Raw genomic sequence first — 21615 nt, forward strand, 5'->3', positions numbered from 1 at the left:
CATTGGTCATGATTTCCTATCTCGAATTCGAGAAGCCGGTCGCGCAGCTTGAAGAGCGCATTGCGGAGCTGCGTTCTGCAGCTGAAGGCGATGATGTCGATATCACGGCGGAGCTGAAGCGGCTTGAAAAGAAAAGCGCCGAACTGCTCGCGAGCACCTATGCCTCGCTGACACCGTGGCAGAAGACGCAGGTCGCACGGCATCCGCAGCGCCCGCATTTCCGCGATTTCGTCCGGCACGCGTTTGACGATTTCGTGCCGCTTGGCGGGGACCGCCATTATGGCGAAGATGAAGCAATCCTCGGCGGATTCGCGCGATTGAATGGCCGCAAGATCGTGCTGATCGGCCATGAGAAAGGCCACGATACCGAGACGCGCCTCAAGCATAATTTCGGGATGGGCAAGCCTGAGGGCTATCGCAAGGCGATCCGTTTGATGGATCTGGCAGGCCGGTTTGGGCTCCCGGTTGTGACGCTGGTCGACACTTCGGGGGCTTTCCCCGGCGTGGAAGCAGAAGAGCGCGGCCAGGCCGAAGCCATTGCGCGTTCGACCGAGGCGTGCCTTGGCTTGCCGGTTCCGATGGTGGCGACAATCGTGGGTGAGGGCGGCTCGGGCGGTGCTGTCGCGCTCGCCAGTGCAGAGCGCGTGCTGATGATGGAACATGCGATCTACTCAGTGATCTCGCCGGAAGGATGCGCCTCCATCTTGTGGCGCACGGCCGAAAAGGCGCCAGACGCGGCAGAGGCCATGCGGGTCACCGCCAAGCAGTTGAAGCGCCTCGGCGTGATCGACCGCATAGTGACTGAACCCGTCGGCGGTGCGCACCGCGATCATGAGGCTGCGGCAAAGTCGCTTGCTGCGGTGATCGACGATGAGCTGACCAAGCTGGAAGGCCTGCCGGTCGACAAATTGCGGCGTCTGCGCGAGGAACGGTTCCTGAAGATCGGCGCATAGTAGCGTACTGATATTGCAGGATTGGTGTAAGCAAGGCTAGACTGCGTGCGTGACAACATCGCGCAGCGCCAGCGGACGCTGTCAACAAAGGCAGGAGAGGCCAAATTATGCTACGCCATTCACGCATATCGAAGAAATCGAGCACACTGGCCGCAGTCGCTCCTCTGGCGCTCGTCCTGACGGGATGTATGGGCGGCGAAGTGCCCAGTGCTTCCACTCCGATCACAGAGAGCGAAGCGGCGCAAGGCGCGGAGTACCACCCCCAATTGCTGGCTGAGTTTGGCGGGGCGATGAGCGGTCCGCAGGCCGACTACATCGAAAGCGTCGGCAAGAATATCGCGGTCCGATCGGGGCTTGGCAATGCACAGGACAGCTTTACCGTCTCGCTCCTCAACAGCTCGGTCAACAACGCTTTCGCAATCCCCGGCGGCTATATCTACACCACCCGCCAGCTTGTCGGCTTGATGAACAACGAGGCCGAACTTGCCGGCGTTCTCGGGCATGAAGTCGCCCACGTCGCAGCGCGCCATTCGCAAAGGCGGCAGCAGGCAGCACAGCGCAACTCGATACTGGGCGCGGCAGGCGCGATCCTCTCCGGCGTTCTGCTCGGCAACAGCGGGATCGGGGAGACGCTCTCGCGAGGTTTTCTGCAGGGCTCTCAACTGCTGACGCTGCGTTTCTCTCGCAGTCAGGAACTTCAGGCCGACGATCTGGGCATTCAGTATCTGGACGCCGCCGGATATGATCCGCGCGCGATGGCTACGGTGCTCTCCAGCCTTGCTGCGCAGAACAGCCTCGATGCGCAACTGATCGGCCGCGGCAATGCGAGTGTGCCGGAATGGGCATCTACTCACCCGGACCCTGCCAGCCGGGTTCAGACGGCGCTGCAAAAGGCGCAGCCACTTGGTTCGGGCATCACGAATCGCGACACGTTCCTTACGCGTATTGATGGCCTGCTTTACGGCGATGATCCCGAGCAGGGTGTGATCGAAGGCAACACCTTCATTCACCCTGAGCTGCGCTTTGCGTTCACTGCGCCGCAAGGCTTCTACATGGTCAACGGCACACGCGCAGTGTCAATTCAGGGGCAATCCGGAAAGGCGCAGCTGACTCTGGCTCCCTATAGCGGCGATCTGGCCCGCTACGTTCGGGAGCAGTTTACTGCTTTGGGCGGCGAACAGCAGCAACTCGCTCCGAGCGAATTGCAGCGCACCACCGTTAATGGTCTGTCCGCCGCTTACGGCACAGCGCGGGTCAATAATGGCAACAGCCAGGTCGACGTGGTGATATTCGCTTATGAATTCGCACCTGATCGCGCGTATCATTTCGTCACGATCAGCCCTGCAGGCAGTGCCGGCACATTCTCCGCGATGTTCAATTCGATGCGCCGCGTGAGTGCGAGCGAAGCGGCCAATGTCATTCCGCGCGAAATCGATGTGGTTACTGTGAGGAGCGGCGACACGGTGTCTGCGCTGGCGCGGCGAATGGCCTATGACGACGCGCAAGAAGCACGCTTCCGAGTGCTGAATGGCCTTAGTTCAAGCGAACAGTTGCAGGCCGGGCAGAAAGTGAAGCTGGTGGTGCGCTCGCGCTAGCAAGAATCGCGGCACAGCGAAATTCATCGACACAAAGAAAAACGGCGAGGTCCCTGGGGACCCCGCCGTCTTCTTTTCAAGCGTGACGCGTTGCTTATGCAACGGTGTTAGCGTCACCCATTTCCGTAGCAACGGTCGAGAAGGTGGTGCTCAGTTCGTCACCGAGGCTGCCCATTGCAGTGATTGCTGCAACAGCGATCAGAGCGGCGATCAGGCCGTATTCGATAGCAGTTGCACCCTGCTCGTCAGCGTAAAGCTTCTTGATGAAAGTCATTGTCAAGTCTCCAAGTTCAGTCTTCGGTACCCGTGCCAGCCCCCTGTTTGGGAACGGGCGATTTGTGTTCTAGCCATCAAGCAATTGAGAAATTCCTAAATCGGAGCCTTTCAATTTCCTTAATCGTTCATATTCTCGCTGACCTCGCGTTCGACCACGGCCCAAAGACCGTCATTCTCGTTCGCTACGGCGTCAAAGGCGCCGATTGAGGCAATGACAATAAGGCTAGCTATCAGGCCGTATTCAATTGCAGTTCCCCCACGTTCATCGCGGACAAACTGCTTCAGGGTCTTGCTCAGTTTCATGGAATCACCTGTTGATACGTTCCTGATGAAACGGGTTTTCCGCTGAGCGCGTTAAAAAAGTGTTGAGAGAGGACACAAAGTTGGAAAAAATCCCGACAGAGATTTTCGTGGTTGCTGCTGCGTTACGCGCACGATCCGGTCTTTGGCTGATGCATCAGCGGCCCGCCGAAAAGCATCATGGAGGATTGTGGGAGTTTCCAGGTGGCAAGGTCGATCCAGGCGAAACCCCTGAAATTGCTTTGATTCGTGAGCTTGATGAGGAATTGGCGATAAGGGTCCTCGCGGAGAACCTTGACTTTGCAGGAAGCGCCCGCGGTTCGGTAAACGCGGGTCATCCAGCGATTGTCATCGAGCTTTACACCTGCACAAGCTGGAGAGGCGAACCCGATCCGCAGGAAGGCGGATCTGTCGGTTGGTTCGCGCTTGACGAGATAAAGGATCTTCCCAAGCCGCCGCTTGACGAGCAGTTGCTTGAACGCCTTATGCAAAAACACCGCGCTTAGGTGTTGCCAAGATAGCCGCGCGCCCCTAATAGCGCCGCTCTACGCGCACCCGTAGCTCAGCTGGATAGAGCACCAGACTACGAATCTGGGGGTCAGAGGTTCGAATCCTTTCGGGTGCGCCATAAAAAGCCCATCCCTTCCAGGGGGTGGGTTTTTTTGTTGGTGGGTTGGATTGCGAGCGGCCTTAGTCACGCACGCTTTCTTCAAGCGCGTGCATCTCTTCATCAGAAAATCCAAAGTGATGTCCGGCTTCATGGACGACCACGTGCTGGATAAGTTCCTCCAACGGCACACCAGTATCGCGCATTTCGGCCAGCAGGGGCTGCATGAAGAGGCTGATGACAGCAGGCATCGAGCCCGACTCCCATACGCTTTGCTCTGTTAGAGGGCGTCCTTCATAAAGACCCGACAGCTGCCATTTGTCGCTGAGGCCAACAGCGGCAAGCTGTTCCGAACTGGCGAACTCTTCAACCTTGATGACGACGCTGTCCAGCTGGTTGCGAAAAGGAGCAGGCATGCGCGCGATTGTTTCGCGTGAGAGCTGCTCGAACGTGGTTGGTGTGGGGGGCGATGCTCTCAACATTCTCGTTCTAACATGGTGATCAGTCCGCGTCTGAACAAGTTTTTCGGAACTTTTGGCGATTTGAGTCATTGATTTTATGTAAGAATTATCAAGGAGTATTTATGACAGCTCAACCCGAGCAAGCAGCAACAAAGATTTTTGACCGACTTACGCAAGATCACGATCAGCACCGCGAACTGCTTGATCGCATCGCAGAGACAAGCGGTGAAAGCGAAGAACGCAAGACCCTATTTACCCAGCTCACAAAGGAGCTGAAAGGTCACGCCGCCGCAGAAGAACAGGCTGTCTATTCGACCATGATGCGCAAACCACCGACCACCGATGAGACGCGTCACTCGGTCGCCGAACACCAGGAACTGGACGAGATGCTCAACGATCTCGCAGCGACGGACATGTCATCGAGTGCATGGCTTATTAAATTCAAGGACTTCGCGCACCGCTACCGCCACCATATCGAAGAAGAGGAAGAAGACCACTTCCCGGACTTCGCGGAGCACATCACCGATGAAGACACACGCCATATGACGAAGGTGTTCGAAAAGCGGAAAGCCAGGGAAAAGGCGGAAGCTGAAGTGACGCCCGAAGCGGCGCAAGACGCCAAGGAATAATCGTTTCCCCAGAATACTGAGCTCTCAGAATTCTGAAGCTAAAGAAAAAAGCCCGGTTCATCTCCAGCGAAGGAGGTGGGCCGGGCTTTCGAATTTTGAGGCGACAGCTTGCAGGAACGTATTGCTCACAAAACTGTTCTTAACGCGGAATTGACAAGAAAGTCGGGCGCATCCTGCTCGCACTTATCAAAGCATCCAGGCCGAAAGCGAGGAAAGCGGGTAGCCATGAACTATATGAATGTGCATGATCACGACGAGTTTGACCCGGAGAACCCCTTGAACAAACCTGACGTGCCTGAAGATGTGCAAGAAGCTATTCGCACGCTGATCCGCTGGTCTGGCGATAATCCAGAGCGTGAAGGTTTGATCGATACCCCCAAGCGGGTGGGGCGAGCATGGCTGGAATACTGCCAGGGCTATCAGGAAGACCCGGCCATCCACATGAGCCGCGTGTTCGAGGAAGTCGGTGGTTACGACGAGATCGTCATGCTCAAGGACATCCCGTTCCAGTCTCATTGCGAGCATCACATGGCGCCGATTACCGGCAAGGCCGCGATCGCGTATCTACCGAACAAGAAGGTGGTTGGTATCTCCAAGCTCGCGCGCGTACTGCACGGCTATGCGCGTCGCCTGCAGATCCAGGAGCGTCTGACGGCAGAAGTTGCACAGTGCATCTGGGACAATCTGGAGCCTCAGGGTGTCGCTGTGGTGATTGAAGCACAGCACGGCTGCATGACTGGTCGCGGCGTGCGTACGCCGGGCGTAGGCATGATTACCTCACGCCTGCTTGGATGTTTCCTCGATGACCATCGCAGCCGTAAGGAAGTGATGAGCCTGATGGGCTACGGCTGAGCGATCAGTCCAGCTTGGGTGGCATTCCCGGTTCGGCCTTCGCCATTGCGCGCTGGTAAGCTTCACGCTCTCCGATCCGCTTAAGATAGGCTTGTAGGTTGGGCAGATGCTCAATGCTCATCCCGCTCATCGCGCGGCTGGTGGTCAGCTGGAAGCCCATCATGATGTCGGCCGTCGTAAGCTGCGAGCCGCCGAAATAGTCTGCTTCGCCGAGCCGTGTTTCGATAATCTTCCAACTCTTTGCCATCCGGTCGGCAACGAACGGCGGCAGTTCGGTGGCGCCTGTCATTCGAGTGGCAACCAGCGCCATCATGCCATTGGTCATGAAAGTGGCGTTGGCCCAATGGTAGAAGAACAGGTGGTCGGCGAAATCGGGGTGATCCGGGCCGGGAACCAACGGCGTGTCAGGCGCATATTTTGCGACGATATAGTCCATGATGGCACCGCTTTCGCCCAGCACGAGGCTTTGCCCGTCTTTGGCGTCAGTGATCACCGGTGCGATCCCCATTGGGTGCAGTGCCTTGTATTCGTCAGGAGCCAGATTGTTGTCTTCGCGCCGGTTGTAGAGCTTGACCTCGTAATCAATGCCCAGCTCTTCGCACAGCCAGACAATGCGTTCGGATTGCGAAATGCGCAGATGGTGGACGGTCAGCACGTCTGGTCTCTCCTAATCTTGATAACGTGCCCAGTCTTTGCTGGCTGGGGTGAGTGTGTCGAGGAATTTCTCGGCGCTTTCGAGATATTCTTGCCGTTTGCCCTCATCCATTCGGTCCCAGGTCGCATAGATGCGCCCGATCCGATGATTGCTTTCGAGTAGCTCGCGGTGGCGGTCCATGAAATGCCAGTATAGCGGATTGAACGGGCAGGCATCTTCGCCGGTCTTTTTCGAGACGGAATAGCGACAGCCTTTGCAGTAGTCGCTCATCTTGTTGATGTAATTGCCGCTCGCCGCATAGGGCTTCGTCGCGAGCTTGCCGCCATCGGCGTACAGGATCATGCCGACGACATTGGGCATCTCGACCCAGTCATAGGCATCGGCATAGACTGCAAGATACCAATCCTGCACCTCGCGCGGGTTCACTCCGGCGAGCAGCGCGAAATTGCCGAGCACCATCAGCCTTTGGATATGATGGGCGTGCGCGTTGTCATGCGTGGAGCGGATACAATCCGCCATGCAGCGCATATCAGTCTCGCCGGTCCAGTAGAATTCGGGCAAACCTCTCTGCGCGTTTAACGCATTGCGGCTTTCAAGCTCCGGCATGAAGTGCCAGTAGAAGCCGCGAATATATTCGCGCCAGCCGATGATCTGGCGGATGAAGCCTTCGACGGAATTGAGCGGCGCCTTGTCATCTTCATAGGCTTCCTGCGCGCGTTTGCACAGCTCCAGCGGATCGAGCAGGCCGAGGTTGATGCTAGTCGACAACATGGAGTGGTAAAGGTCGTCAGACCTGTGCACCATTGCGTCCTGAAAGGGGCCAAACTTCTCGATCCGCTCGGCGAAGAAGGCGTCGGCGGCTTCTTCTGCCTGCTTCCGCGTGACCGGCCATTCGAAGCGATCGAGCGAACCGAAGTGATCGCCAAACTGGCTTTCGACGAGTTCCATCACTTCTAGCGTGATTTCGTCGGGTTCGAATTTTGGCCGCCCAGGCGGATCCATGTCCTCTTTGGGTGGCTCGCGGTTCTCCTTGTCGAGATTCCACTCTCCGCCGACCGGCTTGTTATCGCCGCGCATCAACAGGCTGGTTTTTCTGCGCATCTCGCGATAGAAATGCTCCATCGTCAGATGCTTGCGGCCTTCCGCCCATTCGTTAAATTCAGCGTGGCTGCACAAGAAGCGATCGTCCTGCAGGATCTCGACTTCGCAGGCGAATTTGTCCGGCCATTCTTCAATTGCCTGCTGCACCCGCCATTCGCTTGCTTCGACGACATGGATCGAGCGCGGATCGTGTCGTTCGACGGCGCGCGCAACTTCGCCGGTGAAGCTGCCTGCGTTGTCCTTGTCCGTCAGTTTGACGTAGTCGACTTGCCAACCGGCTTCCTCAAGCTCGGCTGCGAAGTGCCGCATGGCAGAAAAGATCAGCGCGATCTTCTGCTTGTGGTGTTTGACGTAGGTTGCCTCGTCCCAGACCTCCATCATCAGGATGATAGTGTCGTCTTTCGTGCGCCCGCGCAGGCTTGCAAGATCGCGAGTCAGCTGGTCGCCGAGAATGGGAACGAGGATCGGTTGAGGCATGTCCGAACAATGAGCGAGACCGCGATAAGTGCCTTACACGAAGGAATAGGGGTCGATATCGACGCCCACGCGCACGCCGGGCGGGAAATTCTGTGTTGCAAGCCAGTCAGCGAGGATCTTCTGCAATTCGACGCTCCGCCGAGCATTGACGAGGAAGCGATAGCGATACCGGCCGCGCAGCAGCGCGAGCGGGGCAGGGGCCGGGCCGAGAATCATCAGGTCATCATGGAAGGGGCGCGCATCGCCTAGTCGTGCGGCGGCCTGCCGCGCCTCTGCATCGTCTTCGGACGAAATGATAATCGCAGCCCAGCGCCCGAATGGCGGTGCGCCTGCATGACGCCGTGCCTCGGTTTCTGCGGCGTAGAAGGCATCACGGTCGCCATTGGCCAGCGCTGCGATGACGGCAGCCTTTGGATGGCGGGTCTGGATCAGTACTTCGCCCGGTTTCGCTCCGCGCCCGGCACGGCCTGCGGCCTGGCTGACCTGCTGGTAAGTCCGCTCGCCTGCGCGAAGGTCTCCGCCTTCAAGGCCGAGATCGGCATCGACCACGCCTACGAGGGTAAGCTCGGGAAAGTGGAATCCCTTGGTGACGAGCTGCGTCCCGACGATCACATCGACCGCGCCCGCCTCAGCCTCTGCGATGAACTGTGAGGCCCGCTCAGGCGAGCCGAGCGTGTCTGACGTCGCGACTGCGATCCGCGCCTCGGGAAACAGCTCGCGCACTTCGTCTGCAATGCGCTCCACGCCCGGACCGCAGGCGACAAGGCAATCGGGCTCGCCGCATTCAGGGCAGGTCTCAGGCGGGGTTTCTTCATGTCCGCAATGGTGGCAGGCAAGCCGCTGCGACAGGCGGTGTTCGACCAGCCAGGCGCTGCAGTTTTCGCATTTGAAGCGGAACCCGCAATTGCGGCACAGGGTGAGCGGGGCATAGCCGCGGCGGTTGAGATAGAGCAGCGATTGCTCGCCTTTGGCCAAGCGGTCTTCAAGCGCCGCGACCAGCCTCGGCGCAAGCCAGCGCTGCCGCTCGGGCGGCTCTTCAGTCAGGTCGATCGTGTCGATATGCGGGAGCTGCGCGCCGCCGAACCGGCTCGGCAGGTCGAGCTTCTCGTAAATCCCGCTTTCGGCCATTTGCAGGCTTTCGAGTGCCGGGGTTGCGCTGGCGAGCACGACCGGAAAACCTTCAAACCGCGCGCGCATCACGGACACATCGCGCGCGTTGTAGCGCACGCCGTCATCCTGCTTGAAGCTGACTTCATGGGCTTCGTCGACGACAACGAGACCGAGGTTCTTGTAGGGAAGGAACAATGCCGAGCGCGCGCCAACCACGACCTGCGCAGTGCCTTCCGAAATCGCGCGCCAGGCCCGCCGCCGCTCCGTCGATTTGAGCGAACTGTGCCACAGCACCGGGGGCGCTCCGAAGCGCTGCTCAAACCGGTTGAGGAAGTTTTCCGTGAGCGCAATTTCCGGCAGCAGGACAAGTACCTGGCGGCCCAGCCGGATTGCTTCAGCCACAGGCTCGAAATAGGTTTCAGTCTTGCCTGAGCCGGTCACACCGTCGAGCAGGAAAGGCGCGAATTCGCACGCTCGCACGGCTGCGACCAGCCGATCTGCCACTTCGCACTGATCGGGCGAAAGCTCTGGCTGATCGTGGTCGGGATCGGCAGGCGTAAAGGGCCGGTCGATCGCCACGGTCACTGGCTCAATCAGCCCAGCGCCGACCATGCCGCGCAGCACGCCTTCCGATACGCCCGCGATGCCTGCCAGCTCGCGGATCGTTGCTTGCTCGCCAATCAACGCGTCCAGCGCCTGTTTGCGCTGCGGGGTCAGCCGGTTCGGGAGCTCGCCTGTAAGCCGGTACTCCGTCATGGTCGCCGGACCCTTCAGCGCGCCGCCGGACGAAATCACCATCCGGGCCACCGCGCTCATCGGCGCGAGGTAGTAGTCCGCTGTCCATTCGACCAGCCGCCGCAAGGGCGCGGAGAGAGGCGGTACGGGCAGCACTTCCAGGATCGGGCGGAGCTTTTCCGCTGGCACTTCGGTTGTGGGGAGCTTGTCCGGCTCCCACACAATCCCGGTGATCTGACGCGGGCCCAAAGGAACGACCACGACTGAACCCGGCGGCGCAGAAACTCCGTCCGGCACGCGGTAATCGAGCGCGCCCAGTGCGGCGTTGAAAACAAGGACACGGATGCGGTTCATCTGGCGGACAATATGGGCGCGGCATGATAGGGCGGGCAAGGTGAGGAGTGAGAAAATGTCCCGAATTGTTGGAAAATGCCTGCCGCGTCGCCAGGTTCTTGCAGGAATGATCATTGGTTCAGTCGCGCTTGCCCTGCCTGCGTGTCAGAGCATGCCGCGCTTCAGCCTGACAGAAGCGATCCGGCGCTTGCTGATGACCTCCAGCGAGAACGCGTTTGCGCGCCTCACTGCCCCCGATGGCTTCTGGGACGAACAGGTCGCCAAGGTCGGGCTGTCTAACCTTCTCGGTACGCGCGGCGATGTCCTGTCGGACATCCTGACGTCGGCTCTGTTCAAAGACCGACTGAACGATGCCTTCGCAGACATCGCTATCGAAGGCTCTTACCGCGCGGCACCCATCGTCGCCGATGCTGTACGCGTGATCGGGATTGAAAATGCAGAGGCTCTGGTGCGAGGCGGTCCACGCGCGGCGACAGCATTCCTGCAAGACGAGCTGGGCGGCCAGTTGATCGAAGCGATGGTGCCGGAGCTGGGCCGGGCGATCGAGATCGCATCTGATCCTCTGGTGGCCCAATTGATCGATGGCCTGACCGGAACCAATGTCGGCGGTATCGCGCAGCGCCTTGCCGGCAATGTCAATGATGCGATCTGGAATGAAATCGGGTTCGAGGAAGAGGCGATCCGGCGGAACCCGCGCTCGACCAATGATCCGTTGTTGATTGGTGTGTTCGGAGCGGATGCGGCGCTCTAGCCGCGCGCGCCTCGCTTGGCTAAGGCTACCGGGGAATCACTTCCCGGGAGCGCTATGCCATGAAATTCTTCGCTGACACCGCCGAACTTGACGACATCAAGGAGCTGGCAGCCACCGGCCTGCTCGATGGCGTGACCACCAACCCGTCGCTGATCGCCAAGTCAGGCCGCGATTTCATGGAGGTGACCAAGGAAATCTGCGACATCGTCGATGGACCTGTCAGCGCCGAAGTGGTTGCGCTCGATCACGAGACCATGATGAAAGAGGCAGAAGTCCTGCGCAGGATTGCGGACAATGTCTGCATCAAGGTGCCGCTGACGATTGACGGCCTCAAGACCTGCAAGGCGCTGACCAGCGATGGCACGATGGTCAATGTCACGCTGTGCTTCTCCGCCAACCAGGCGCTGCTCGCGGCCAAGGCTGGCGCGACATTTATCTCTCCCTTCGTTGGACGGCATGATGACAACGGCTTCAACGGGATGGAGCTGATCGAGGACATCCGCCTGATCTATGACAATTACCTGTTCGAGACGGAAATTCTCGTCGCCTCGGTCCGCCATGTCACCCATGTGCTGGAAAGCGCGCGAATTGGGGCTGACGTCATGACGGCGCCGCCCAAGGTGATCAAGCAGCTGTTCGACCATGTCCTGACCGACAAGGGCATCGAAGGCTTCCTGAAGGACTGGGCGAGCACTGGTCAATCGATCGTCTGATCGCGGCTGGCCCGCAACCCCGCGCAACTCGGATTGAGACATCGCTCCGGTTCCTGCTTTCGCAGGCGGTCGTGAGTTGCTAACGACAACTGGAATGTCCCAGGAAACACCCCTCGACAAGTTCAAGCATGCGCTGACCGGCGCGAGCCGTGCGCTTGCGCGCGATGCCGATGTCGAAGTGGCGTGGAGTGCGGATTCCCCTTCGTCGGCGGGCAAGCATTTCCGCGTGCCCTTGCCGGGGCGCGCGCTTCCGGAAGAGCAGGTCGCGGAAGCGCGCGGATTTGCGGACAGCTTCTCGCTGAAACTCCGCCATCACAACGCAGCGCTTCATGCCAAGGGCGCGCCGCCCGAAGCGACCGCGCGGGCGTGTTATGACGCGATTGAGCAGGTGCGCTACGAAGCGATCGGCGCGACAGAATTCGATGGGATTCGCGAGAACCTGAATGCTGCGCTCGACCTGCGTATGGCGAGCGATGCGATTTCTCGCGCGCAAAAAGCGAGCGATGTTCCCTTGCAGACTGCGCTTGCTCTGATGCTGCGCGAAGAATTGACGGGTGAAAAGGCACCGGATGCCGCGCAAGCGGGCCTTGAACTGGTGCGTCAGGAGATCGCGGGCAAGACCGGCGGCGATATGGCCGCGCTGGCAGACAGCCTCGACGATCAGGCGGCCTTCCAGAAGCTCGCGCTCGATTTGCTCCAGCACCTCGACCTGACTCAGCCAACCGACGCCCCTGACGAAGGCGAGAGCGACGACGAAGGCGACGACGAGGAAGGTCCCGACGAAAGCGAAGGCGACGACGAAAATTCAGGCGAGGGCGATCCGCAGGCTGCCGAAATGGCAGGCGAAATGGCTGAAGGCGAAGGCGACGCGGACGGCGAAACGGAAATGTCCGCTGACGATGACATGGCAGAGGGCGAGCCGGGCGAAGAAGGCGACGCGGCGACCATGCCCGCGCGGCCCAACCGCCCTCAAGGCGATGTTCCGGGCGATCTTGACTACAAGGCTTACACCGAACGCTTCGACGAGGAAGTCAGCGCGACCGAACTATGCGATGCCGAAGAGCTGGACCGGCTGCGCGCCTATCTCGACAGCCAGCTAACGGGCCTGCAAGGCGTCGTCACCCGGCTCGCCAACCGTTTGCAGCGCCGCTTGATGGCGCAGCAAAGCCGGAGTTGGGATTTCGATCAGGAAGACGGGATCGTCGATGCCTCGCGACTGCCGCGTGTGATCGTCTCGCCCGGCACCGCGCTCGCTTACAAGACTGAGCGCGATGTCGAATTCAAGGATACCATCGTGACGCTGCTGATCGACAATTCGGGCTCGATGCGCGGACGTCCGATTTCGATTGCTGCGATCAGCGCGGATATCCTTGCGCGCACGCTGGAGCGGTGCGGTGTGAAGGTCGAGATACTCGGTTTCACAACCCGCGCCTGGAAAGGCGGGCAGAGCCGTGAGGCATGGCTCGCGGACGGCAAGCCGCCCGATCCGGGCCGCCTCAACGATCTCAGGCACATTGTCTACAAGAAGGCGGACGAGCCGTGGCGCCGCGCGCGCCGCAATCTCGGCCTGATGATGCGCGAGGGTCTGCTGAAGGAGAATATCGACGGCGAGGCGCTGATGTGGGCGCACAACCGCATCATCGGCCGCAAGGAAGATCGCCGCATCCTGATGGTGATTTCGGACGGCGCGCCGGTCGATGACTCGACTTTGAGCGTTAATTCGGCGGGTTATCTCGAGGCGCATTTGCGCAAGGTGATCGAATGGATCGAGCGGTTCTCGCCGGTGCAATTGGTCGCGATCGGCATCGGCCACGATGTGACGCGCTACTATCGCCGCGCGGTGACGATCATGGATGTCGAACAGCTCGGCGGGACGATCATGGAACAGCTCGCGGAACTGTTCGAGGATGAAAAGCGAGGGCGGCGTTGACTATAGGCGCGCGTCATCCCTCTGAGAATCGTTACGAATTGGACGATTGCTCAGAGAGCCCTAATCGGTGTCGGCGAACTTCTCGGACGAGGACCACTTGAGTCGAAACGCACCCCACCTAACGCTTAGCTCTTTCTTGCTGGAGAGCCTGCGTCGTGCAGCTATGGCGTCGACTACTGTATTGATGATCCATGCCAAAAAGCGTGCCAGCACCCAGGGGAGTTGTTCCACCGGTAGCTGTGTCCTTCAGACATAAAAAAAGCCGCATTTGCGGCAAATGGTCACAATTTTACGATCATGGCATTTCGTGTACGTCTAAAAGCACAGTTGAGCAAATACAAGTTTTCCACAGGCCGTAAGCTTTTGAAAGGTTGGAGATAAAATTTGAACGTAACCGACGCCGTCGCCACACGCCGCTCTGTCCGCCGCTTTACCGACCAGAAGGTGGATCGCGATGTCCTCACCCGTGTGCTGAAGAAAGCGCAGCGCGCTCCCAGTGGAGGCAATACCCAGCCGTGGAACGCTGTCGTCCTGACGCGTGAGCCGATGCAGAAGCTGTTCGTACGGATCGCAGAAGAGTTTCCCAAGGGCCGCGATGTCCACGCGCCGGAATACAACATCTACCCGCCCGAGCTTGAGGGCGAATACGAGGCCCGCCGCTTCGGCGTAGGCGAAGCGCTGTACGAAGCGCTTGGCATCCCGCGCGAAGACAAGATGAAGCGGCTGATGTGGTTTGCGGAGAATTTCCGCGCCTTCGGTGCGCCGGTCCTCATGCTGATCCACACGCCCAAATATATGGGCCCGCCGCAATGGTCTGATATCGGCATGTGGCTGCAGACGATTGGCCTTTTGCTGCGCGAGGAAGGGCTCGATTGCTGTTTTCAGGAGGCATGGGCGGTCTATTCCCCGCAAATCCGCGAAGTGGTCGACATTCCGGAAGATCACATCTTCTTCTGCGGTGTTGCGATCGGCCATCGCGATCCCGAAGCTCCGGTCAATCAGTTCGATGTCCCGCGCGCAGACATCTCCGAATCGATCCGCTGGGAAGGCTGGTAAGAACCCCTAGGCCTTAATCACTTGGCGCTTGTCTTGAATTTTCAAACTGCTAAAAAGTGAACAGGGAAGGAAAGACGCTGAAGAGCGTCATTACAGGGGTCGTCACTCTAACATGAAGAGTTTTTTGAGGGCCATGGATGGTCCAACAGTGATTTGCCTCGTGCTGGTTGCACTGGCGAGCGCTGCAACGCTCAACGCGCAGGAAACTGAAGACCAGCCGGTTGAGGCGTCAGCAGGAACCGAGCAAGACGCGGCGCCAGTCTCCATAGAGGATGAGATTTCCGATCCATCCGTCTTACCGGACGCCCGAGCCGAAACCCCGGCGCGTGTTTGCTCTCACCGCGAGGCGCGTGCCTTCACGCTCCCCAAGCTTACGCCGGTTTATATCAGCGTTGACGCACCGCTCGGCAGCAAGACCAGCACCACGGGCGAAACCTTCCCGATTACGGTGACGGAAGCTGTGATCGTTGATGGTGTGGAAGTGATCCCGGTCGGCACCAAGGGGGAGGGCGAAGTCATTCACGCCAAGAAAGCTGGCGGCAGCGGTTCCGGTGGAGAACTGATCCTCACCGCCAATTACATTGCGCTGGGCGAGCAGAAGATCCCGCTTCGCAGCATGGAACTGGGTGTGACAGGCAAGGATCAGACTGACCTTGCATTAGCCACAGGCATTTTCGCTGGACCGATCGGCTTCCTGGTCCGGGGCAAGAATATCGACGTGCCAGAAGGGATGCTCGCAGGCGCGAAGCTGGCACAGGACACACAGATTTCGCTCGCAGGGGACGCTGATGTTTCTTCCGACGAATGCACAGAAGGGACGGAAAAAGATGAAATTCACTAAGACAGCACAGGTAGGCGCTGCTGCGCTCGCTTTTGCGCTTGCGGTTCCGGCAATGGCATACCAGGACGCAGATACTGAAGAGATGATCGAAGAACCGGCAGAGGAAGCCGCTGAAGCTGCGATGGAAACGGCAGAGGAAGCGGCCGAAACTGTGATGGAAGCGGAAGCGCCTGCCAAGCCCGCCAATGTCGCGCCTGAAGGTTCGCCGCATTTCATCCCCGCACCGCCACCGGGCAAGGGGCAGATCGTGTTCTACCGTTCCAGCGCAATGGGTTTTGCCGTGGGCTGCACGGTCAACCAGGGTGACAAGGACAACAAGGTCAAGATCAGCTCTGTCGGCAGCGGCAGGTATGTGATCGTCACCGCCGATCCGGGCAAGCAGGAATACTGGACCAAGAGCGAAGCCAAGGATGCGCTGACGGTGCTGGTCGAAGAAGGCGAGACCCAGTATGTCGAATGTCGCATCAAGATGGGCTTCATGGTCGGACGCCCCGACCTGTCGCCAAGCGATGCAGCTGAGTTTGTCGAGAAGGGCGCGAAGCTGAAGATGGTTGATGACGACGACATGGGCGAAGGCGCGCTGCGCTCGACCGATCTGGCTGCGATGCAATAATCAGAGCACGAAATTCTGAAACACCGAAGGGCGGCATTGCCATAGCGGCGGGGCCGCCTTTTCTTATGCTTGACCGCGCGCGCCGCCAGCCGCAAAGCGCTTCGCATCATGACCGACCACCCGCTCAAGCTGTTCAATTCGCTGACCCGCCAGCTGGAAACCTTCCAGCCGATCCATCCCGGTGAGGCGCGCGTCTATACCTGCGGGCCGACCGTCTATAACTACCAGCATATCGGCAATATGCGCGCCTATGTGTTTGCTGACACGCTGGGGCGGACGCTGAGTTATAAGGGCTACAAGCTTACCCATGTGATCAACATCACCGATGTCGGGCACCTCACCAGCGATGCCGATGCGGGCGATGACAAGATGGAGAAGGCGGCAGCCGCGCAGGGCAAGAGCGCATGGGACATCGCGCGATACTATCAGGAAGTGTTCGAGGCTGATCTTGACCGTCTGAACGTCCGCAAGCCCGCGCATCCGCGTGCCACCGATTATGTCGAAAGCATGATCGAATGGGGCAAGCAGATGGAAGAAAAGCACTGCTACCTGCTCGATAGCGGGCTCTATTTCGATGTCTCGACCGTGCCTTATTACGGGCGGCTGGCTCGGGCGGTTACCGATGACGGGGAAGGCCGGATCGATACTGTAGAGGGCAAGCGAAACGCGGCAGACTTCGCGATCTGGCGCAAGACTCCGCCCGGTGAGACCCGGCAGATGGAATGGGACAGCCCGTGGGGGCGCGGCGCGCCGGGCTGGCATCTCGAATGCTCTGTCATGAGCGCGGAGCTTCTCGGTCATCCGTTTGACATCCACACCGGCGGGATCGATCACCGTGAGATCCACCACCCTAACGAGATTGCGCAGAACCAGGCGCATAATTGCTCGGCTGATAGTGCCGCCTCGATCTGGATGCACAACAATTTCCTGATCGATCGGCGTGGGAAAATGTCGAAGTCGACCGGCGAATTTCTCGTGCTGCAGACGCTGGTCGATCGCGGCTATCATCCGCTCGCTTACCGGCTGATGTGCTTGCAGGCGCATTACCGCAGCGAGCTGGAATTTACCTGGGAAGGGCTGACCGCCGCGCTGACGCGCCTCAAGCGCATGGTGATGGCGGCTGAGCGGCTGACCGAGCAGGTGAAGGCGGCGCAAAGCCATCAGCGCCTGCCGCCTGTGAGCGAGTTTCAGCATCCCAAGCTGCGCCCGCTGATCGACAAGTTTGCGGACGCCATGTGCGACGATCTCAACACCGCGATTGTGCTGACCGCGCTGGAAGACGCGCTAGCCGTCAAGAAGATCGATGCAGCGATGAAGCATGCGGTGGTGGCAGACATGGACGCGGTGCTGGGGCTGAACCTGTTTGAGCTCAGCCGGGCTGACTTACGCATCCGACCTGCCAATGCAGAGATCTCTGAAGCGGAGATCGAAGCGGCTTTGGAACGCCGCAAGAGCGCGCGCGCGGATAAGGACTTCGCTGCGAGCGACGCAATCCGCGACGAGCTCGCTGCCAAAGGCGTAGAAGTGATGGACGGCGACCCGCTGGGATGGGAGTGGAAACTGATATGAGTTCGGGGACCATCCTCGCGATTTCCGGCCTGATCCGCCCGCTGCTCGAACCGCGCCTGCCCAAGGATCTGGACGTGCGCTGGTTCATGACCAAGGAAGAGGCGCTCGAAGCAGTGGCGGAGGCGGAAATCGGCTGGTTCGATATGCATGAGCGCGAGGCAATGGCGCAAACGCTGCGCGCTGCGACCCGCCTCAAATGGCTCAATTCGATCTATGCGGGGCTCGATTTCCTGCCGATGGATGTGCTGATCGAGCGCGGAATTACGGTCACCAATGGCGCGGGGATCAACGCGATCACGATTGCCGAATATGTCGTGATGGGGATGCTCAACATCGCCAAGGGATATCGCGAGGTCGTGCGCGCGCAGGAGCGGCGGGAGTGGCTGCAAGACAGCCCCGGCAAGCGCGAGCTGGCGGGCAGCAAGGCGCTGTTGCTAGGCTATGGTGCGATCGGCAAGCTCATCAAGCCGAGGCTGGAGGCGTTCGACGTCGAGGTGACAGTGGTGCGCAGAACCCCAGATGAGGGCGCGCTCACCCCGGACCAATGGCGCGCGCGTCTTGGCGAGTTTGACTGGGTGATCCTCGCTGTCCCCGCAACGCCGGAAACCGATGGCATGATCGGCGCGAGCGAGCTTGCTGCGATGAAGTCCGACGCGGTGATCGTGAACATCGCGCGCGGCGCAGTGATCGATCAGCCCGCGCTGGTGGAGGCCTTGCAGGCGGGGCGCATCGGCGGTGCCTTCCTCGATGTGACGACGCCCGAACCGCTTCCGCCGGAAGACCCGCTGTGGACGCTCGACAATGCGCATATTACCATGCACCTGTCAGGCCGGGCGCAGGACAAGATGTTCATCCGGAGCGCCGAGCGTTTCCTTGAGAATCTCGACAAATATCTCAAGGGTGAACCTGTTGCGCCGGTCTTCGACCCCAGGCTGGGGTATTAGGCCTCCTCCAGCAGCAACAGAGTCGCGGTAACGACCATGCGCGGCTCGGGCGAATAGCTTGACGTGACTTCCCTCACTGTCGCGTCAGCCACCAGCATGTTGGGAATGGTGAATTCGTGGTCCGGCAGAGCCTCGATAAAGCGCTCGCCGACCTTGCAGGCTGCGATCCCGTCAAAATCGATCGTGAGTTCGTGGCGAGCACCGGCAAAGGTGATCGAAGCCCATGGTGTCTCCTCGTGGGTCAGCAGGTTCGCTCCAGGCCCGGCAAGCACCAACACAGCCTCGCGCACCCGGTCGCCCACGGTCTTGCGGATCCGATAACGCCGCGCCTTGGTCTCAGGAATTTCAATATGCATGGGCGAAACCTTTCACGTCGTAACCCATCGTGCCCGCGGTTCGTGCGTCGAATGCAGGCGGAATGCGATCGGGGGAGTAATCCTCCATCCATTGGCGCACGCGCTTTTCGGTGCCCGGGCGGGGGGTGCGGCCCATCCGCAGGTCCAGCACAAAGCGCGGATCATGCGCGGCCAGCCTCCCGAATTTTGTAGCAGCCATGTCGTGTTGGCGAAGGAATTGCTCGACAGTTCTGATCAGCATGTTTGCCCCTCATGAGTGGTTTCGACCTCACCGTGATCCGGATGCGAATCGCGTTCGAATCATCTGGTGTTCCACATTTGTTCCAACTCAATTCCTACTTGTCTAGGAAAAATCCTATGTTATAGGAAAATTCATCATAAAGTTGAGGAAGGGAATCATGGCTGAGCTGACAGAGGGGCGCGCGAGACTTCGCCAACTGGCGCAGGAAAGCGGGGCGAGCCTCGCGTCGCTATCCGCGATGATCGGGCGAAATACGAGCTATCTCCAGCAATTCATTACGAAAGGAAGCCCGCGCAAGCTGGAAGAGGAGGACCGCCGCAAGCTGGCGGAATTCTTCGGTGTGCCCGAGGCGGAGCTGGGTGCACCATTACAGGATTTTAAGGAAAAATCCTACGCAACTATACCGAGTGTACGGCGCGATCCGTCCGGATGGGTCGATATTGCGCGGCTCGATGTGGGAGCGTCTGCCGGGCCGGGCGCTACGCCGGGTGAGGAGCGGTCCTTCGATGCGTTCCGCTTTTCGCGGCGCTGGCTGCGCGAGCAGGGGCTCGAAGCAGCGCTATTGTCATCGATCACGGTAGAAGGGGACAGTATGGAGCCCCTGTTGCACGATGGTGATGAGATTCTCGTCGACCGGTCGCCCAAGCCGTTCCGCGACGGGGTGCATGTCGTCTGGCTGGGCGATAGCCTGATGGTCAAGCGCGTCGCAAGCGCAGGGGGAGGGCGCTTTGCCTTGCTCAGCCAGAACCTCGCCTATCCGCCGGTCGATGTCGCGGCGGACGAGTTGGAGATCATTGGCCGGGTGGTGTGGAAAGGCGGACGTGTCTGATCGGAACATGTCGTCTTTGGCCAATTTTGCGCGGCTTATCTGTTATATAACCGACGCAAAGTTCTGTAAGATCCTCTCATGCTGACGCTAATCATAATCTCTGTCCTGTTCCTGCTGGTCGCGGCGGCCATCGTCATTGGCGTCATGATGACTTGGGCGCTGGCGGGGGCTGAGGAGGAGCATGCCGCAAACGAGAAGCACAAACCTGGTGGATTGCGCTCGCGCCTCAGGCGGTTCTGGTTATGGGCGAACGCTGTCCCGCCGCGACTTGAATATCGCCGCGACAAGAAAGGCCGGTTTCGCAAGCTGAAACGGTGGTGAGGGCTTTGCGAGGAACTAGTTATTCCCGCCTTCCATTCGTCATCCCAGCGAAAGGACTCTCTTGAGCAAGTCGAAGGGCTGGGATCTCAAGTCTCATGGACTTCCTCTTGCTGCCACAGATCCCAGCTTTGGCTGGGATGACGGGAATTGGGGTGGGAAGCTGTCATTCCCGATACATCGGCAATGGTGCCCAAGCCGGGAACCGGTCGATGCATTCATGGCTAGTGCCGGTATCGAACTTCACGCTCAGTACTCGAAAAACTGCGATAAACCCCTTGGGGGGCCAGTCGGGATTTCCGTAAGTTGGCAGCAAGTTTTCTGCTGGAGCAGGAGAGAATATTCCTACTCGGCAGATACCATGGCTAGCAAGCGAGGCGATTGCCTTTCGGTAGACACCTACTGTCGCGCTCTCTGGTAGGTCAACGATCACAAAGGGGTTGCTCCCATGGGGCCCGACTTCAAGGCCCTGAACCAGCGGAGCAAAATCATCAATACGATCTCCTCCTAGGTTCCACTGGCCAGTTTCAGGTTCAAACAATGGAAGGGATGGATTTGAACCTTCTTCAAACACAATGCCGCCGGGTTCGCCGTAAACCTCTAAAGCGAAATCTTTAGGGTCTGATGCGTCGAGATTTCCCGTTACCCATAACTGCGTCGCAGCCATCCGTGCCGCGTAGATAATCAAGATTGCGAAGAGAATTAACAGCAGAAGCACCCTCGTTCGGCTTATACGTTTTCGCAGCATTTCCTCTTGTAGCGAGATAGGTCCGATTGGCCAACATCCGCAATTGGGTCGTTAACGGACATTGCAAGATCGGCACTCACCGCAGCTTCAGCTTGAACCCCGTGTGCGTCGGTTTGAAGCCTAACCGCTCATAAAAGCGATGCGCATCTTCGCGCGATGTGTCGCTGGTCAGCTGGACAAGTCCGCAACCGCGCTTGCGGCATTCCTCAATCGCCCATTGCATCATTGCTGAACCAAGGCCTTTGCCTTGATGGCCCGGATCAATTCGGACAGATTCAATCTGACCGCGCCATGCGCCTTGCCGCGAAATACCGGGGATGAAGCTTAGCTGGAAGCTGCCGACCGCTTCGCCATCCAGCTCCACGACAAGCAGCCGGTGGTTTGGATCGCGTCTAATCGCCTCGAATGCTTCGTTCTGATCCTCCGCATCGCTGGATCGGGCAGGATCACGCTTTGCTGCGATCGGATCGCTTTCAATCAAGCCGACTATGAAAGGCAGGTCGCTAGCGGCCGCATCACGATAGGACAGTGTGTTCATGGCCGAGCGTTAGCAGCAACCACCGTAAGTATCTCGCCTGTTGTAATCGGACACGCTTGCCGC

25 protein-coding genes and 1 tRNA gene are annotated in these 21615 nt (G+C 59.3%); 16 read left to right on the forward strand and 10 right to left on the reverse strand.

Annotated elements, in window-relative coordinates:
- Positions 1 to 8 precede the first annotated feature (8 nt).
- Together ACG9DO_RS09140 and ACG9DO_RS09145 are read left to right on the forward strand one after the other, a co-directional pair.
- Positions 9 to 953 (forward strand): acetyl-CoA carboxylase carboxyltransferase subunit alpha, encoded by a 945-nt coding sequence (locus ACG9DO_RS09140; protein WP_394727162.1) that lies wholly within the window; start codon positions 9 to 11, stop codon positions 951 to 953.
- A gap of 107 nt (positions 954 to 1060) precedes the next feature.
- Positions 1061 to 2548 carry a M48 family metalloprotease gene (locus tag ACG9DO_RS09145; RefSeq protein ID WP_394727164.1) on the forward strand — a complete coding sequence of 496 codons (1488 nt, stop codon included), beginning with the start codon at positions 1061 to 1063 and terminating at the stop codon, positions 2546 to 2548.
- Between the two features lie 94 nt (positions 2549 to 2642).
- Here the strand turns inward: ACG9DO_RS09145 and ACG9DO_RS09150 are convergent, their stop codons facing one another.
- Together ACG9DO_RS09150 and ACG9DO_RS09155 are read right to left on the reverse strand one after the other, a co-directional pair.
- The gene (locus ACG9DO_RS09150) at positions 2643 to 2822 is read right to left on the reverse strand and encodes a Flp family type IVb pilin (protein WP_394727167.1); all 180 of its coding nucleotides are present in this window, start codon (positions 2820 to 2822) and stop codon (positions 2643 to 2645) included.
- 119 nt (positions 2823 to 2941) lie between these two features.
- A complete protein-coding gene (locus tag ACG9DO_RS09155; protein ID WP_394727169.1) occupies positions 2942 to 3127 on the reverse strand; it encodes a Flp family type IVb pilin in 186 nt (61 codons plus the stop codon).
- 107 nt (positions 3128 to 3234) lie between these two features.
- Between ACG9DO_RS09155 and ACG9DO_RS09160 the strand changes: the two genes are divergently transcribed.
- Both ACG9DO_RS09160 and ACG9DO_RS09165 read left to right on the forward strand, forming a co-directional pair.
- On the forward strand, positions 3235 to 3630 hold the full coding sequence (locus ACG9DO_RS09160; RefSeq protein ID WP_394731245.1) for a (deoxy)nucleoside triphosphate pyrophosphohydrolase: 396 nt from the start codon (positions 3235 to 3237) through the stop codon (positions 3628 to 3630).
- Positions 3631 to 3675: 45 nt separating this feature from the next.
- Positions 3676 to 3752 (forward strand) — tRNA-Arg (locus ACG9DO_RS09165).
- A 62-nt stretch (positions 3753 to 3814) separates the two neighbouring features.
- Here the strand turns inward: ACG9DO_RS09165 and ACG9DO_RS09170 are convergent.
- Complete coding sequence (locus tag ACG9DO_RS09170) at positions 3815 to 4282, reverse strand: metallopeptidase family protein (RefSeq protein WP_394727171.1); 468 nt, start codon at positions 4280 to 4282, stop codon at positions 3815 to 3817.
- Between the two features lie 32 nt (positions 4283 to 4314).
- Here ACG9DO_RS09170 and ACG9DO_RS09175 point away from each other — a divergent pair, with 32 nt between their 5' ends.
- On the forward strand, positions 4315 to 4821 hold the full coding sequence (locus ACG9DO_RS09175; protein ID WP_394727173.1) for a hemerythrin domain-containing protein: 507 nt from the start codon (positions 4315 to 4317) through the stop codon (positions 4819 to 4821).
- Between the two features lie 225 nt (positions 4822 to 5046).
- A complete protein-coding gene (gene folE, locus ACG9DO_RS09180; RefSeq protein WP_394727175.1) occupies positions 5047 to 5673 on the forward strand; it encodes a GTP cyclohydrolase I FolE in 627 nt (208 codons plus the stop codon).
- 4 nt (positions 5674 to 5677) lie between these two features.
- Here folE and ACG9DO_RS09185 read toward each other — a convergent pair whose 3' ends face one another.
- From ACG9DO_RS09185 to ACG9DO_RS09195, 3 genes are read right to left on the reverse strand one after another with little or no spacing between them, the layout of a single operon-like run.
- Positions 5678 to 6328, reverse strand: a complete 651-nt coding sequence (locus ACG9DO_RS09185; RefSeq protein WP_394727177.1) for a glutathione S-transferase family protein — start codon at positions 6326 to 6328, stop codon at positions 5678 to 5680.
- 12 nt (positions 6329 to 6340) lie between these two features.
- Positions 6341 to 7906 (reverse strand): cryptochrome/photolyase family protein, encoded by a 1566-nt coding sequence (locus tag ACG9DO_RS09190; RefSeq protein WP_394727179.1) that lies wholly within the window; start codon positions 7904 to 7906, stop codon positions 6341 to 6343.
- 33 nt (positions 7907 to 7939) lie between these two features.
- Positions 7940 to 10105, reverse strand: a complete 2166-nt coding sequence (locus ACG9DO_RS09195; RefSeq protein WP_394727181.1) for a primosomal protein N' — start codon at positions 10103 to 10105, stop codon at positions 7940 to 7942.
- Positions 10106 to 10160: 55 nt separating this feature from the next.
- Between ACG9DO_RS09195 and ACG9DO_RS09200 the strand changes: the two genes are divergently transcribed.
- The 8 genes from ACG9DO_RS09200 to ACG9DO_RS09235 all read left to right on the forward strand — a co-directional run bounded on the left by ACG9DO_RS09200 (position 10161) and on the right by ACG9DO_RS09235 (position 18522).
- Positions 10161 to 10856 carry a DUF4197 domain-containing protein gene (locus ACG9DO_RS09200; RefSeq protein WP_394727183.1) on the forward strand — a complete coding sequence of 232 codons (696 nt, stop codon included), beginning with the start codon at positions 10161 to 10163 and terminating at the stop codon, positions 10854 to 10856.
- Positions 10857 to 10915: 59 nt separating this feature from the next.
- Positions 10916 to 11569, forward strand: coding sequence for a fructose-6-phosphate aldolase (fsa, locus tag ACG9DO_RS09205; protein ID WP_394727185.1), 654 nt, complete (start codon positions 10916 to 10918; stop codon positions 11567 to 11569).
- 94 nt (positions 11570 to 11663) lie between these two features.
- Positions 11664 to 13499: a cobaltochelatase subunit CobT gene (gene cobT / locus ACG9DO_RS09210; RefSeq protein ID WP_394727187.1), complete on the forward strand. Its 1836-nt coding sequence runs from the start codon at positions 11664 to 11666 to the stop codon at positions 13497 to 13499.
- A gap of 384 nt (positions 13500 to 13883) precedes the next feature.
- Complete coding sequence (locus ACG9DO_RS09215; protein WP_394727189.1) at positions 13884 to 14555, forward strand: nitroreductase; 672 nt, start codon at positions 13884 to 13886, stop codon at positions 14553 to 14555.
- Positions 14556 to 14688: 133 nt separating this feature from the next.
- Positions 14689 to 15396, forward strand: a complete 708-nt coding sequence (locus ACG9DO_RS09220; protein ID WP_394727191.1) for a hypothetical protein — start codon at positions 14689 to 14691, stop codon at positions 15394 to 15396.
- Positions 15383 to 16009, forward strand: coding sequence for a hypothetical protein (locus ACG9DO_RS09225; RefSeq protein WP_394727193.1), 627 nt, complete (start codon positions 15383 to 15385; stop codon positions 16007 to 16009). The genes ACG9DO_RS09220 and ACG9DO_RS09225 overlap by 14 nt, the downstream gene beginning before the upstream one ends.
- 108 nt (positions 16010 to 16117) lie before the next feature.
- On the forward strand, positions 16118 to 17578 hold the full coding sequence (gene cysS, locus ACG9DO_RS09230) for a cysteine--tRNA ligase (RefSeq protein WP_394727195.1): 1461 nt from the start codon (positions 16118 to 16120) through the stop codon (positions 17576 to 17578).
- Positions 17575 to 18522, forward strand: a complete 948-nt coding sequence (locus ACG9DO_RS09235; protein WP_394727197.1) for a D-2-hydroxyacid dehydrogenase — start codon at positions 17575 to 17577, stop codon at positions 18520 to 18522. The genes cysS and ACG9DO_RS09235 overlap by 4 nt, the downstream gene beginning before the upstream one ends.
- Here the strand turns inward: ACG9DO_RS09235 and ACG9DO_RS09240 are convergent.
- Positions 18519 to 18878: a hypothetical protein gene (locus ACG9DO_RS09240; RefSeq protein WP_394727199.1), complete on the reverse strand. Its 360-nt coding sequence runs from the start codon at positions 18876 to 18878 to the stop codon at positions 18519 to 18521. The genes ACG9DO_RS09235 and ACG9DO_RS09240 overlap by 4 nt on opposite strands.
- Positions 18868 to 19119, reverse strand: a complete 252-nt coding sequence (locus tag ACG9DO_RS09245) for a hypothetical protein (protein WP_394727201.1) — start codon at positions 19117 to 19119, stop codon at positions 18868 to 18870. The genes ACG9DO_RS09240 and ACG9DO_RS09245 overlap by 11 nt, the downstream gene beginning before the upstream one ends.
- Before the next feature lie 157 nt (positions 19120 to 19276).
- Here ACG9DO_RS09245 and ACG9DO_RS09250 point away from each other — a divergent pair, with 157 nt between their 5' ends.
- Together ACG9DO_RS09250 and ACG9DO_RS09255 are read left to right on the forward strand one after the other, a co-directional pair.
- Entirely contained in the window at positions 19277 to 19948 is a 672-nt protein-coding gene (locus ACG9DO_RS09250) for a helix-turn-helix transcriptional regulator (RefSeq protein ID WP_394727203.1), read from the forward strand.
- Positions 19949 to 20026: 78 nt separating this feature from the next.
- Positions 20027 to 20269 (forward strand): hypothetical protein, encoded by a 243-nt coding sequence (locus tag ACG9DO_RS09255; protein WP_394727206.1) that lies wholly within the window; start codon positions 20027 to 20029, stop codon positions 20267 to 20269.
- Positions 20270 to 20432: 163 nt separating this feature from the next.
- On the opposite strand, the gene ACG9DO_RS09260 is transcribed toward ACG9DO_RS09255, so the two are convergent.
- Both ACG9DO_RS09260 and ACG9DO_RS09265 read right to left on the reverse strand, forming a co-directional pair.
- Entirely contained in the window at positions 20433 to 20984 is a 552-nt protein-coding gene (locus ACG9DO_RS09260) for a hypothetical protein (protein WP_394727208.1), read from the reverse strand.
- 106 nt (positions 20985 to 21090) lie between these two features.
- Positions 21091 to 21552, reverse strand: coding sequence for a GNAT family N-acetyltransferase (locus tag ACG9DO_RS09265; protein ID WP_394727210.1), 462 nt, complete (start codon positions 21550 to 21552; stop codon positions 21091 to 21093).
- Between the last annotated feature and the right edge of the window lie 63 nt (positions 21553 to 21615).

Origin of the sequence: Altererythrobacter sp. GH1-8 (assembly GCF_043702085.1) — a bacterium.
GTDB lineage: Bacteria > Pseudomonadota > Alphaproteobacteria > Sphingomonadales > Sphingomonadaceae > Erythrobacter.

Excerpts from the sequence above, each read along its gene's own strand:
- cysS (WP_394727195.1), top strand. The coding sequence starts at position 16,118 with ATGACCGACCACCCGCTCAAGCTGTTCAATTCGCTGACCCGCCAGCTG.
- fsa (WP_394727185.1), top strand. The coding sequence starts at position 10,916 with ATGAAATTCTTCGCTGACACCGCCGAACTTGACGACATCAAGGAGCTG.
- ACG9DO_RS09195 (WP_394727181.1), bottom strand. The coding sequence starts at position 10,105 with ATGAACCGCATCCGTGTCCTTGTTTTCAACGCCGCACTGGGCGCGCTC.
- ACG9DO_RS09220 (WP_394727191.1), top strand. The coding sequence starts at position 14,689 with ATGGATGGTCCAACAGTGATTTGCCTCGTGCTGGTTGCACTGGCGAGC.
- ACG9DO_RS09150 (WP_394727167.1), bottom strand. The coding sequence starts at position 2,822 with ATGACTTTCATCAAGAAGCTTTACGCTGACGAGCAGGGTGCAACTGCT.
- ACG9DO_RS09170 (WP_394727171.1), bottom strand. The coding sequence starts at position 4,282 with ATGACTCAAATCGCCAAAAGTTCCGAAAAACTTGTTCAGACGCGGACT.
- ACG9DO_RS09255 (WP_394727206.1), top strand. The coding sequence starts at position 20,027 with ATGCTGACGCTAATCATAATCTCTGTCCTGTTCCTGCTGGTCGCGGCG.
- ACG9DO_RS09240 (WP_394727199.1), bottom strand. The coding sequence starts at position 18,878 with ATGCATATTGAAATTCCTGAGACCAAGGCGCGGCGTTATCGGATCCGC.
- ACG9DO_RS09265 (WP_394727210.1), bottom strand. The coding sequence starts at position 21,552 with ATGAACACACTGTCCTATCGTGATGCGGCCGCTAGCGACCTGCCTTTC.
- ACG9DO_RS09235 (WP_394727197.1), top strand. The coding sequence starts at position 17,575 with ATGAGTTCGGGGACCATCCTCGCGATTTCCGGCCTGATCCGCCCGCTG.
- ACG9DO_RS09145 (WP_394727164.1), top strand. The coding sequence starts at position 1,061 with ATGCTACGCCATTCACGCATATCGAAGAAATCGAGCACACTGGCCGCA.
- ACG9DO_RS09140 (WP_394727162.1), top strand. The coding sequence starts at position 9 with ATGATTTCCTATCTCGAATTCGAGAAGCCGGTCGCGCAGCTTGAAGAG.
- ACG9DO_RS09190 (WP_394727179.1), bottom strand. The coding sequence starts at position 7,906 with ATGCCTCAACCGATCCTCGTTCCCATTCTCGGCGACCAGCTGACTCGC.
- ACG9DO_RS09175 (WP_394727173.1), top strand. The coding sequence starts at position 4,315 with ATGACAGCTCAACCCGAGCAAGCAGCAACAAAGATTTTTGACCGACTT.
- ACG9DO_RS09155 (WP_394727169.1), bottom strand. The coding sequence starts at position 3,127 with ATGAAACTGAGCAAGACCCTGAAGCAGTTTGTCCGCGATGAACGTGGG.
- ACG9DO_RS09245 (WP_394727201.1), bottom strand. The coding sequence starts at position 19,119 with ATGCTGATCAGAACTGTCGAGCAATTCCTTCGCCAACACGACATGGCT.
- ACG9DO_RS09250 (WP_394727203.1), top strand. The coding sequence starts at position 19,277 with ATGGCTGAGCTGACAGAGGGGCGCGCGAGACTTCGCCAACTGGCGCAG.
- folE (WP_394727175.1), top strand. The coding sequence starts at position 5,047 with ATGAACTATATGAATGTGCATGATCACGACGAGTTTGACCCGGAGAAC.
- ACG9DO_RS09225 (WP_394727193.1), top strand. The coding sequence starts at position 15,383 with ATGAAATTCACTAAGACAGCACAGGTAGGCGCTGCTGCGCTCGCTTTT.
- cobT (WP_394727187.1), top strand. The coding sequence starts at position 11,664 with ATGTCCCAGGAAACACCCCTCGACAAGTTCAAGCATGCGCTGACCGGC.
- ACG9DO_RS09200 (WP_394727183.1), top strand. The coding sequence starts at position 10,161 with ATGTCCCGAATTGTTGGAAAATGCCTGCCGCGTCGCCAGGTTCTTGCA.